The following is a 14891-nucleotide window of genomic DNA, read 5'->3' as shown; positions in this document are numbered from 1 at the left end:
GAAAAAGTATAATCATCCTGACAAGTTAATGTACCACCAATCATATAAATAGCAACTTCTGTGTTGTAGATTTGTTTTCCTGCACAAGTTATAGTACAAGAATCTCTTCCATAAAATCTTGGCGCAGAACCGGTTTGACTTTGTAAGGTCATTCCAGAATCAAGAGTTAAAGAACCGTAAACCTGCCAAGTGCCATTCGGGTCTAGCGCTGGAGTATTTGTTACTCCGGTAAAGGTTAAATCGTGTCCAACGCGAGGCATATCTATGCTAAAGATTTGACTACTAGTATCAAAAGAATTAGCATCAAAAACTGCATTATCTTGTGGTAGAGGAACTCTGCCAGCTCCACCACCGCCATCAGTAGCCAGAAACCATTTTCCGATATCAGACCAATTACCAGTATCCACATGCCAATACATAGTATCTGCTGGAGTAAAGGTTATGCCGGAATTACCATGACAATCACCTGAGCCACCTACGCACGCAGATAGATCCCAATCTCCTGCGCCGGCACCTGTCACATCCTGGAAATCAGCATTGGAAACTGATACATTGGCGGCAGTTAAAGTTCGTGCTGAGCCAAAAATTTGAGACCGAACTAATATTCTATTTGTTGCCGAATTACCATTTATCGTAAGAGTGCCTGTAATAGTTTGGTCATTATTGAAATAAAAGTTGTCGGTTTTTGAAACAGAGCCAGTTACTGTTAAATTGGCAAAAACACAAGAAGAATTCTCTACACTATGACCGCCTTCATTAGCTAACACAACATCATTATAGGTTTTGCCTCCACCATAAAATGCATGATAGCCTGTGCCCGTTCCAGTAAGGGTTATGGTAGAGCTGCCTGCATTTAAGGTCATATTAGAGCCGCCGATTTGCCAAGGAATTGAGTTGCTCGGCCTGGAAATCGTAATATCACTTGTACCTAAAGTCAAGGTTCTTGTATTAGAATTATTTGAATAAAACTCTCCCCAGCTATGAACTAATCCGGAATTATCACTTGCTCCGTCAGTCTTCAACGTACCCTGAGTAAGAGTAACAACCGTGTTATTTGCAAGCAGTGTAAAATCATCTTCTAAGGTTACTGTTATTCCTGAACCATTAACCGTAAAGTTTCCTATTGAATGTCCACCTGTATATACACTACTTGTTCCATTAATCACAATCGAGGAAGTATTATCTGCCGGAGTATACGTCATCCCCGCAACTAAAATTAAATCTCCTGATATTGTCCAGGTAATTCCTGTATTATGAGTGAGCGTTCCGGTGTATCCGGTAAAATCTACAGATTTGCAGTTAGCAGTAGCATTTATCGTACAGTCATCACTTGAATAATCATCGTTAAATAAAACACCATCGGAATTCGTCGGCACAGCTCCTGTCGACCAGTTACCTGCTGTATTCCATAAATTATTTCCGGCATTATTAGTCCAAACAATATATTCACAAATCGACTTGGTTCCAGGTTGTCCATCATCGGCATTACCTCCGGTACCACCGGTACCTCCCAATACTTCTACATTTCCTACGGGTAAAGTCATAGACCCAAAGCTCAAGAATATTCTTCCACCGCCACCACCGCCACCATATACATCTGCGCCATCACCACCATTAGCTTTTATATAACCCGCACCAGCTAATGTTTGACCAATCGCTCGGATGCTTCCGCCTGAAGCTCCACCACCGTCATAACTTGCTCCATTAGCTCCGTTATTACCATTACTGGATAAATATCCATTTACATTCAAAGTATCATCCAAAACTAAAAATACAGCTCCACCCGCAGTACCACCTTCAACTGAACCTCCTCCAGAACCAAGATTAACCGGGTTAGTCGCTGACCCATATGTAGAACCACCGGTACCGGTACCGCCGGTATCTCCGGCATCTCCGCCCGCGCCCCCGTATCCAGCTCCGGCACCATGCCCAGAACTGTCCATGCCGCCGGCTCCTGCACCTAAATCATTTTCAAAACCCTGAATATCAGCATTGATTGATGCACCACTTCCCGCAGAACCATGAACGTTAATGTTTGCTGCTCTCACAGTAGAACCGCCATCATTAGCTATTTGCCATGTCCAATCGCCAAAGTCATCAAACTGTACAAGGCTTAGCGTCCCTGCGAGATGAGAAGTTACAAACATTCCTACATCTTGAGTTGCATTAGCGCTGGCAATAGCCTGTGAATCTATTTGAGTCCAGCTACCACCTACACTCGTTGCATAGTAAGCTGTAAAAGTAGTTCCGGATTTTACTAATCTTAACCAGCAAGGATATGTTGTAGTTCCTACTTCTGTGTTGGTATCAAGATTTCCATCGTCATTGCTGTCATACTGGAATGAAAAATCATTTCCCGGTGTAACTGCAACCATACAATAGCCAGTTGATGTACCAGCTTGTGCCATATCATTCCTAACCATAATGCCTGCTTTTGCCCAAGCGTTTGTATTTTCCTGGCTTACTATTTTAACTTTAAGATCAAAATCATTTGCAAATGATTGATATATAGCCCCATATTCATCATATGATGTCCACACATCATCGCCGCCAGCATCGATTTCTATTTGTTGTCCTGTCTCTGTAAAAGAGGTACCTGAATCCCCATCAGCATCATGAGTACTCCATCCTGCATCCAGCGAATTATCATCAAAATCATCAAAAACACCAGTCCCCGGATTCGGTGCATATTCATAATTTCCCTCAACAACAATCCGTGCGGTATCTGTGCCTGAAGATGAAGTACCAATATCAATATCATTTAAGGATATTAGTTCAACATTACCGGGTATAGTAACATTAGCATCATTTGAGATTGTAATTGAATCTAAGGTTAAAATTGCAGGGGTACCAGTAAAGTTAGTTGAAGAAATTGGAATATCGAGATTACCATAATCATTATCAGCTATGTATAAGTCGCCATAAGTTTGAGTATCAGTATCACGAAGTACAATTGTTCCGGCACTCGCACCTGATTCACCTTGTGAGACAAGGGTTGAAGTAAGTAGAGCAGAATGGCTGTCAGTTGAATACTCAATCTTCACTCTTCCACCACCACCACCGCCGCCGTCATATGAACCACCACCACTGGCATTAATTGTACCGCTTCCACTTATGGTATCGGTAATAATCCAAATACTTCCGCCACTTCCACCACCACCACCAGCACCTCCAGAACCATCAGGAGCATATCTTCCTCTTGCAAGAATATCACCATTAAGTAGCAATGTTCCACTAATGGTAAGCTTAGCTGCACCACCGCCAAGACCACCACCGCCATAATTGCTGGCTCCGCCACTTCCAATATTATCTGGACTCAAAACAGAACCATACGCAGCACCTATACCATCATTCGTTGGCTCACCCTGGCCGCCATATCCAGCACCGCCACCGGCATTATTACCACTCTTATCCCCCCATCCCGGACCCGACCATTCTCTATAGCCTTTGTAATCGACTGAAACATCTCCATCAGCATTTACGGTTAAGTTGGTTAAGGAAATATCTAGTTTATAGAGTTCAGTAGAGTGGTTAGGAGAATGCGAGAGTTTTCCGTTTGTTCCTATGGTTAAGTCAGTGAGGTTTTGTAATGTTGCGCTATTGTTATTATTAAGGATGTATCCTGCCAGAGTGTAAGTTGCTGGCAAAGATAAGGTACCATTATTGGTAATAGTTCCTGTTGTGTCTCCCACTCCATTATTAACCGTAGTTGCTGTAACAGTAAGAGTCTGAAGAGAAGTAATTTCAAGATTGCCTTCATTTTGTAAAATGACATTATCGAAAGTGTGAGTTGCGGTATCTGAAATATCGCTCAATCTTGTTGCGCGTAAGTTCCTTCTATCTGATTCATTGTTATCATTATCAACAATCACATCGCCGTTTGACTGCGATGCGGCTTTCTTATAAATAGTTCCAGGCGCACTTCTCCCATTTCCAGCATCAGTCCCAAAAGCTTCAATTGCACCGCTATAAGTATCTGTAGTATAAATAACAGCTATTCTTCCACCGCCACCACCATTTGAACCATTTCCATCAGTTTTTCCGGGACGCCCGCCATCTGCACTAATCGCACCGGTCGCAGCTCCGGTAAAAGTATTACACGTTATATAAACACTTCCGCCGGAACCACCTGAGCCGCTGGTACCGCCTGTATTATCCACCCCATTATTACCGTCGGCATCAATCGTTCCATCAACAGTCACAGTTCCTGTTGCAACTAATACAACTGCGCCACCACCTGCACCGCCGGCACCATAATGATCTTCTCCACCACTTCCTAAAGAAGTAGGTGCTATAGTTGAGCCGTATGTTTCACCGCCGCCGACATCGCCATGATCTCCTCCTTGCCCACCGTATCCTGCTCCCGATGGATTACCACTTCCACCGCCCTTACCATCTCCGGGACCAGCCCCCTCGCCAAAACCTTCTCCCTTTACACTTATAGTTCCGTTTACTCCAATATCAATATTAGCCGCGTTAATTGTGTATCCCTGTCCTTCGGCACCAAAACCAGTATCCCCTTCTAAAATAATATCTCCACCGTTAACCGTAAGATCTCCGGTAAGGGTCAAACTCATGCCCGAAGCTACAGCATTAGTCTGGAAGGTTACCGTACCCGGATATCCGGTTTCTACTGTTATTGATCCTAGATTATTATTAACCGTATCTGCCGTACAATCGTCAGTATACCCTGAATTAAAATACACATCTTCTCCGGCAAGCGGCACAGTTCCGTCATTCCAGTTGTCTGGAGTAGACCAATTATTATCAGCACCATCAGCATTAGTCCAGGTATTCCCAGGCAAATATGATGTAGTATAAAAATTTGTACCTGATCCAGCTGACCATGTTCCGGCAGCTCCGGCCTGGTCATAAAATTTTATTCTCCAGTAATATGTCGTTGTATCAACTAAAGTTCCGCCGTTATAAATAATATCTTCGGAACGATTCCCCTGGTTTATATTAGCAATATCATTACCTATTGCATTAAACTTAACAAAGAATGCATCATAATCTCCATAGCCTGTTGCATCCTCTGCCCCGCCGTCAAGGGAATCACCATCGCCATTCATATCCGCATTCCCCACAACATATCCTGTGACGATGATGTTGTTGTTTGTATCGCTAGTAATGCTATGGCCCTCATCCGCACCTGTCCCGCCTAATCTCTTGGCCCATTGCCAGGTGCCGGAGGAGTTGAATGTTGAAATAAAGGGGTCATACATTCCATAACCTGTCGCGCTTTCTGCCCCGCCGTCACTGGAATCACCATCGCCGTTCACATCCACATTACCATTAACACGTCCTGTTACGATTATATTGTTGTTTGTATCGCTAGTAATGCTATGGCCCGCATCATAACTTGTCCCGCCTAATCGCTTGGCCCATTGCCAGGTGCCGGAGGAGTTGAATACCGAGATGAATATATCTCCATTTCCATAGCCTGTTGCATCCTCTGCCCCGCCGTCAACAGAATCTCCATCGCCATTCATATCCGCGTTGTCTCTAACATTTCCTGTTACGATGATGTTGTTGTTTGTATCACTAGTAATGCTATGGCCCTCATCCACACTTGTACCGCCTAATCTCTTGGCCCATTGCCATACTCCGGAAGAATTAAACACCGAGATGAATATATCATACATTCCATAACCTGTTGCATCCTCTGCCCCGCCGTCAACAGAATCTCCATCGCCATTCATATCCGCGTTGCCATCAACATCAACACGTCCTGTGACGATGATGTTGTTGTTTGAGTCGCTGGTGATACCATAGCCGCAATCCCAACTTGTACCGCCTAATCGCTTGGCCCATTGCCATACTCCGGAAGAATTAAACACCGAGATGAATACATCATGCGATCCATAGCCTGTCGCGCTTTCTGCCCCGCCATCAACAGAATCGCCATCGCCATTCATATCCGCGTTGCCATCAACATATCCTGTTATGATGATGTTATTATTTGTATCGCTAGTAATGCTATGGCCCTCATCCACACTTGTCCCGCCTAATCGCTTGGCCCATTGCCATACTCCGGAAGAATTAAACACCGAGATGAATACATCATAATTCCCATAGCCTGTTGCATCCTCTGCCCCACCGTCAACAGAATCGCCATCGCCATTCATATCCGCGTTGCCATCAACATATCCTGTTACAATAATGTTATCGCTATCATCAGTCGCAATCCCGTATCCATAATCAGATCCTGTCCCGCCTAATCGCTTGGCCCATTGCCAGGTGCCGGAGGAGTTGAATACCGAGATGAATACATCATAATTCCCATAGCCTGTTGCATCCTCTGCCCCACCGTCACTGGAATCACCATCACCATTTAAATCCGCATTGCCGAAAACACATCCTGTTACGATGATGTTGTTATTTGTATCGCTAGTAATGCTATAGCCCTTATCCGCACTTGACCCGCCTAATCTCTTCGCATGAAGGAACACACCAATATCACTTCCATCCCAAACCGTACTGCTAAAATCCTGATCATTATCTACCTGAACCCGATAATTTACAGCAATATCTCCCGCATCTGAGTCATTATATAATGCCGAAAAATGCGGAGTTAATACAGAAATATCTGTAGGATTATTTGTGCCCGATTGCGCATCCGTATCATTTGTATAAAGAGTTGTCGGCGCGGTTGGCGTAGTATTTGTTTCAAAATAATTAGCACCAGCTCCGGCTGACCACGCGCCTTCGACTTGACCCTGATCAATAAATTTCATTCTCCAATAATAAGTAGTACCTTCAGCTAAGCTACTACCGTTATAAACAATATCTGCACAGCGATTTCCCTGATTCACATTCGCCATGTCTGCAGACTGCGCGCTGAATTTTACATATATCGCGTCCTGGCTACCATATCCCGTTGAATCCTCTGCGCCTCCATCAGTTGTATCACCATCGCCATTAACATCAGCATCGCCATTAACATCAGCCGCAACTAAAACATTATTGTAGATATCTGTAGCAATAGCACGACCATAATCATTTCCTCCTGCACCCATTCTGCTGGCCCAAAGAGCTGTGCCCGATGAGTTAAATGCCGAAATGAATATATCATCATTTCCATAGCCCGTTGCACTTTCTGCCCCGCCATCAGTCGAATCCTCATCGCCATTTAAATCAACACCTCCGGTAATGCGTCCCGTAAGTATAACATTATTACTATTGTCGGAAGTAATAGCATAGCCGAAATCTAAACCAGCCCCTCCCAACCTCTTTGCCCATTGATATGTTCCAGATGAATTAAATACAATTATAATTGCGTCATTACCAGTATAATTTGTCGCGTCTTCCGGATACGTACCTCCAATACTTCCATCACCATCTAAATCAGCGCTACCGTTAACCGTCCCGGTAACAATTACATTATTATTGCCGTCTGTATTGATGCCAAATCCGTTATCGCCATTAGCTGCTCCGAATCTCTTAGACCACTGATAAGTCCCGGAAGAATTAAACGCTGTAACAAATCCGTCTTCTCCGGAATAAATACCGCCTGTAGTTTCTCCGCCATCAAGCAAATCTCCATCACCGCTAAAATCACAATCACCTGTAGTAAATCCGGACACATAAACATTGTTATTATTATCCGCAGCTATACCGCGGCCGTATTCATTACTTGTTCCTCCTAGTCTTTCCGACCATTGCCAAACCCCAGATGAATTAAACGCCGCAATAAACGCATCTCCTGCTCCGTATCCACTGGCCTCATCTGTATCAACTTTATCTTCATCCCCGTTTAGATCAGCTCCGTTTGTAACTCTCCCGGTGATAATCACATTATTATTATTATCCGTAGCTACTCCATATGAATAATCTGATTCCGCACCACCTAATCTTTCCGCCCACTGCCAAACCCCAGATGAATTAAATACCGTAACAACCGCATCACGCGAACCATAATTACTAGCATCCTCTGCTCCGCCGTCAACGGAATCTCCATCGCCATTCACATCGGCATTACCGGTAACTCTTCCGGTAATAATAATATTATCGTTATTATCGGTAGCAATCGCCCGCGCATAATCATCATTTCCTGATCCTAGTCTCTTTGACCATTGATGCACGCCAAACTGATCGAACACAGAAATAAACCAATCAGTTCCACCATAACCGGAATTACTTTCCGCTGTATCAACTGTATCACCATCACCATTTAAATCTGCAGTACCAGCAACATATCCACCGACAATTATCCGGCCAATGCTATCACTGGTAATACATGTTCCATAATCACCACTAGCTGCGCCTAATCTTTCTCCCCACATAAACTGCGCTAAATCACTCGCGTCCCAAGCTGGACTAGAGAAATCCTGGTCATTATCTACCTGGATACGATAACCTGTGGCAATATCTGAGCCATCCGGATCATTATAGATCGCAGAGAAATGCGGTGTTGCCGGAGCAATAAAGCTCGGATTTGCAGCACTAGACTGCGCGTCAGTATTATTGGTATAAAGAACTGTCGGCGCGGTTGGAGCATTGCTAGTTGAGAATGTACCGTATCCGGACGTATCTGCGGTATGTCCGCAGAACACAGATTCATTACCGTTGGCATCTCTGGCCTTTACTCTCCAATAATACGTAATGTTTTCAGATAAAGTTATGGGATACCAAGCATTCGAAGCAACCCATCCTGACTGCTGCAAATTACCTGAGTCAAAAGTAGACGCTGTATCTATTTCAAATGAGTATGGATCAGTATGCATCCCAATTCCTGAATCTACCGCAACAAGAGCAGTTAATGCTGTGCCTATCGCGATGCTTGAAGATGAATCACCCGGCATAGAACATCCCACATTCGTTGGTGCACCATAATCAGTGGTATAGAAATTAGTTCCTGAACCAGCTGACCAAGTTCCGGCTGCACCTGAATCATCATAAAATTTTATTCTCCAATAATATGTAGTTGCATCAACTAAAGTACCGCCGTTATAAATAATATCTTCGGAACGATTGCTTTCAGTAATATTAGCAATGTTATTACCAAATGAGTTGAATTGAACAACTAATATATCGTCATTGGCATAGCCTGTGCCATTCTCAGCCGTATCACTTGTATCGCCATCACCGTTTAGATCGACATTACCTCTAATTACTCCTCCAAAGAGGATATTATTGTTCTCATCGCAAATCATACTCCATCCGTCATCAGTACCTGTTCCGCCAAATCTCTTAGCCCAAAGATGAGTACCACTTGAGTCAAATATAGAGATAAATATATCATTACCTCCATAACCTGTTGCGCTTTCAGCCATATCATTTGTATCGGCATCGCCATTTAAATCAGCATCGCCATTTACATATCCACTTAGGATAATATTATCGTTATTATTATCTACAGCAATGGCATGTCCCGCATCGTTATTTGTTCCGCCTAATCTCATCGACCACTGGTGGGTACCGGATGAATTAAATACAGAGATGAAAATATCATCGCCTCCATAATTTGTGTTTAGTTCATCTGTATCCCCTGTATCTCCATCACCGTTTAAGTCAGCGTCACCATTAACTCTTCCAGTTATGATAACATTATCACTACTATCTGCAGCAACATCATATCCGTAATCACTGTTTGCTCCACCCAATCGCTTAGACCACTGGTGGGTGGTACCGGCTTCATTAAATACAGTGATAAATACATCTTCGCCTCCATGAATTCCGCCAGCAGTCTCACCTGTTTCATCAGTATCCTGATCGTTACTTAAGTCGGCATCGCCAATAACGCGTCCTGTAGCAATGATATTATAATTATTGTCCGTGATGATGGTCCGCGTCTGATCATTACTTGAACCGCCTAATCTCATCGCCCACTGATGGGTACCGGAGTTATTAAATGCAGTGATAAATATATCGCGTCCGCCATAACCTGTTGCATCCTCAGCAGTATCACCTGTATCTCCATCACCGTTTAAGTCAGCGGTACCCGTGACATATCCTGAAGCAATGATATTATCGTTGGAGTCTGTGGTAATGGCACCTCCGGAATCACTACTAGATGCTCCTAATCTCTTAGACCAGATGCTAGTACCGGATGAATTAAATGCAGTAATAACTGCATCATAACCACCGTATATTCCTCCGTCAGCTTCACCATCATCATCCCAGTCTCCGTCTCCGGTTAAGTCAGCATCATTATTTACTCCGCCTGTAATGGTAACATTGCCTGCGCTATCCATAACACCTTTTTCAGCCCAATCCCAACTACCCGCACCTAATCTCTTAGACCACTTGTAGCTGTGAGAAGAATCAAATACAGTAACAATCATGTCATTGCTACCTGAGAAGCCGGTTCCGTCTTCCCCTGGATCATCTGTATCTCCATCTCCTGATAGATCGGCATCACCTTGGGCTCTTCCTGTAAGAGCAAAGTTACCATTTGGATCTAGAGCAATACTAAATATCGAATCGTAGTTTGTTCCGCCCAACCTTAGAGCCCAAAGTGGCTGGCACATGTCACTTCCATCCCATATCGGACTAGAGAAATCCTGATCGTTATCTACCTGAATACGGTAATTTACCGCAATATCTCCCGCATCTGAGTCATTATATAATGCCGAAAAATGCGGATTAGCAGAACCTAAGTTAGTTGGATTGTTTGTTCCTGACTGTGCATCAGTATCGTTACTGTAAAGAGTTGTCGGCGCGGTTGGGGTAGTATTCGTTTCAAAATAATTCGCACCGCTTCCTGCGCTCCATACACCCTCTGCTCCAGGCTGATCCCAGAATTTAATCCGCCAGTAATAAGTTGTTCCTTCACTTAATGTATCACCATTATAAATAATATCTTCGGAACGCGCCCCTTGGCTAATATCAGCAATACTGGTCCCGACTTCATTAAATTTACAAACGAAAATGTCACTATTTCCAAATATTCCACCACCCGTTTCATTGGTATCACCGGTATCAGCATCTCCGTTCAAATCACCGGCTCCCTCTACAGATCCTATCACCAAAATATTACCTGCCGGATCGCTGGTGATGCCTCTACCATAATCATAATCTTGCCCACCCAATCTCTTATTCCACAAATTTGTACCGCTAGAATTAAATACAGTGATAAAAACATCATAGTTATCAAATATTCCGCCACCTACTTCATTTGTATCTGATGTATCACCGTCCCCGTTTAAATCACCAGCCCCTTCGATCCTTCCTGTAACCAAAATATTGCCTGAAGAATCACTGGCTATGCCTTCCCCAACATCACCACCGGTACCACCTAACCTCTTATACCAGAGATTTGTGCCACTGGAATTAAACACACTGACAAAGACATCATAACCGCCAAATATTCCGCCACTCGCTTCATCGGTATCTCCGGTATCCCCATCTCCATTTAAATCACTGGCATTAGATATTTGTCCCGTAACCATAACATTTCCTGAAGAATCACTGGCTATACTAGTGCTCCAATTATAATCGGAACCGCCTAAACGATCATACCAGAGATTTGTACCACTGGAATTAAACACACTAATAAAAATATCCCGGCTTCCGTATACTCCACCGCCAGGTTCATCTGTATCTGTAATTGTGCCATTGCCGTTTAAATCACCCGCACCGTTTATTGTCCCCGTAACCAAAACATTGCCTGATGTATCGCTGGCTATGGCATTACCCTCCTCATGGGATGTCCCGCCCAACCTCTTATACCAGAGATTTGTACCGCTGGAATTAAATACTGTAACGAAAATATCAGTGTTTAAAAATATTCCGCCGCCAGGTTCGTCTGTATCTGTTTTATTACCATTGCCATTTAAATCAACTGCTCCGTTGGCCACTTCTCCTGTAACCATAACATTCCCTGATAAATCGCTAGCTATACCAGTACCAAAGTCGCCGCTGGTTCCACCTAAACGCTTATACCAGAGATTTGTACCGCTGGAATTAAATACACTAATAAAAATATCATAACTTCCTAATATCCCCCCGCCGGGTTCGCCAGCATCTGTAGTATTTCCATTGCCGTTTAAATCAACTGCTCCTTCTGTACGTCCTGTAATCATTACATTGCCGGAAGAATCGCTAGCTATATCATTACTATAGTCATAATCTGTTCCACCTAAACGCTTATACCAAAGATTTGTCCCTGAGGAATTGAATTTAGAGATAAAAATATCAGTTTCTCCAAATATTCCGCCGCCAGGTTCATCTGTATCTGTGGTTGTTCCATTGCCATTTAAATCACAGGCTCCGATTACATTTCCTGTAACCAGAATATTTCCTGAAGAATCACTGGTAATACTATATCCTGTATCATAATCCGCACCGCCTAAGCGTAAAGAGTTTAACAACACTCCTATATCGCTTGCATCCCAAATTGGACTGCTAAAATCCTGATCATCATCTGCCTGTATCCAATAATTTACCGCAGTATCGGATGCATCCGGATCATTGTATACAGCTGAAAAATGCGGAGTTGTTGGTAAGATTCCGCTTGGATTGTTATCTCCTGACTGCGCATCAGTATCATTGGTATAAAGAGTTGTCGGTGCAGTTGGTGTTTGTGTAATATAAAAAGTCCCGAAGCCTAAGGTATCAACAGTATGTCCGCAAAATGCAGATTCATTGCTAGTAGCATCTCTTACCTTCACTCTCCAATAATAATTATTCCCTTTGGTAAGAGTTGCAGGCTGCCAGGTATTTCCTGCCTGCCAGTTTGATTGTTGCAGGCTTCCTGAATCAAAAGTATTTACTGTGTCTAATTCAAAAGAATACGCAGTAGCTGCCAACCCTGTTCCAAACCCGTCATCAGCAATTAAAGCTATCAGGTTCGGATCTACAGAAACTATCGTTGTGCTATTTGCTGGTTCGTCACATGCTACATTAGTCGGTGCTACGGTATCCTTATCTACTGTATCCTGAACATCAGCGCCCTGATTACTAGCGTCATCTGTAAGATACACTGTTAGAACCAGCTCTCCATCATCAAGACTAGACAGGTTAATATTACTAATTTGTTGACCTGTTGAAACAACTGTTCCGCTATCACTTACTGTTCCTGCCTTTATGCCTTCTCCTGAATCACATTTTACAATACGGTTATTCCAGCTATCAGAGACATAGATATCAGTATCATCAGCCGTAACATATGAAGGATTGTCAAATTCTCCGCTGCCTGTGCCATTAGTACCTACCTTGGAAACATAGCTTAAATTACTCTTTAGTCTTTTTACAATACGAGAGTTAGCGCCATCAACAATATATATATAACTATCATCTACGGCTATACTAAAAGGATACCGAAATTGGTCATTGCCAGAACCCCACCCACCTATCTGTGAGTCATAACTTAAATTGCTCTTTAATCTTTTTACAATACGGTGATTATCGGTATCAGCCACATAGATATATGTATCATCTACGGCTATGCCTGCAGGAAAATCAAACTGGTCATCACCGGTTCCATAACTACCTATCTGTGAAACATAGCTTAAGTTGCTCTTTAGTCTTTTTACTATGCGAGCATTACCACCATCAACAACATAGATATGTGTATCATCTACGGCTACATCACTAGGTTGGCTAAACTGATCATCACCGGAACCATTAGTCCCCACCTGTGCAACATAGCTTAAATCACTTTTTAATCTTTTGACAATACGGTCATTCCAACCATCAGCCACATATATATGTGTATCATCAACTGCTATGCCCTGAGGCATAGAAAACTGATCATCACCGGATCCTGCAGAACCTATTTTTGAAACATAACTTAAGTTGCTCTTTAACCTTTTTACAATACGAGCATTGTTACTATCAACAACATATATATGTGTATCATCACTAGCCATCCCTTGAGGACTGTTAAACTGGTCATCACCCGTACCAGTAGTCCCTATAGTCGTCCAGTTATCTCCCAATATTTCTTTAGCCGCAAAGCTATAATTATAGGTCGCATCTATCTCAGCATCAGTGAAAGTAAAAGAACCTGCGGTTTCATTTGAGGCATTAATATAATCCTGATCTATCTCAACTGAATAGCCTGTCGGCGGAGAATAATCCGTCTCAAAGAAATTCGCACCGCTTCCTGCACTCCATACACCCTCTGCTCCGAGCTGATCCCAGAATTTTATTCTCCAATAATAAGTCGTCGCATCTACTAAAGTTCCGCCGTTATAAATAATATCTTCAGAACGATTCCCTTGAGTGATATTGGCAATGTCGGTACCTATGGAATTAAATTTAACGATGAATACATCACTGCTTCCATAGCCTGTCGCGCTTTCTGCCCCGCCGTCAGTGAAATCTCCATCACCATTCATATCCGCGTTGCCATCAACATTTCCTATTACGATGATGTTGTTATTTGCGTCAGCGGTGATGCCATAGCCTTCATCCCAATCTATCCCGCCTAATCTCTTGGCCCATTGCCAGGTACCGGATGAGTTAAATACCGAGATGAATACATCATAACTTCCATAACCTGTCGCGCTTTCTGCCCCGCCGTCTGTGAAATCTCCATCACCATTCATATCCGCGTTGCCATCAACATATCCTGTTACGATGATGTTGTTATTTGCGTCAGCGGTGATGCCATAGCCTGCATCATAAAATGTCCCACCTAATCTCTTGGCCCATTGCCAGGTACCGGATGAGTTAAATACCGAGATGAATACATCATCATCTCCATAACCTGTCGCGCTTTCTGCCCCGCCGTCAGTGAAATCTCCATCACCATTCATATCCGCGTTGCCATCAACATATCCTGTTACGATAATGTTATTATTTGCGTCAGTGGTGATGCTATGGCCTGCATCATAAAATACCCCACCTAATCTCTTGGCCCATTGCCAGGTACCAGATGAGTTAAATACCGAGATGAATACATCTTCACCTTCACAATCTCCCGCGCTTTCTGCCCCGCCGTC

The 14891-nt window shown here is 43.3% G+C and carries 1 protein-coding gene (running past one end of the window); it reads right to left on the bottom strand.

The window, feature by feature from the left end; genetic code table 11:
* On the bottom strand, window positions 1-14891 hold part of the coding region annotated (locus GY843_RS05595; protein WP_297307368.1) for an SBBP repeat-containing protein (this coding region is incomplete at both ends). Its footprint begins 27439 nt before the window's first position; 14891 of 42330 annotated nt are visible.

This window comes from Neptuniibacter sp., from assembly GCF_024231755.1.
Classification (GTDB): domain Bacteria; phylum Pseudomonadota; class Gammaproteobacteria; order Pseudomonadales; family Balneatricaceae; genus Neptuniibacter.
Note: the sequence above shows the minus strand (reverse complement) of the source record. Positions and strands in the feature narration are given on the sequence as shown.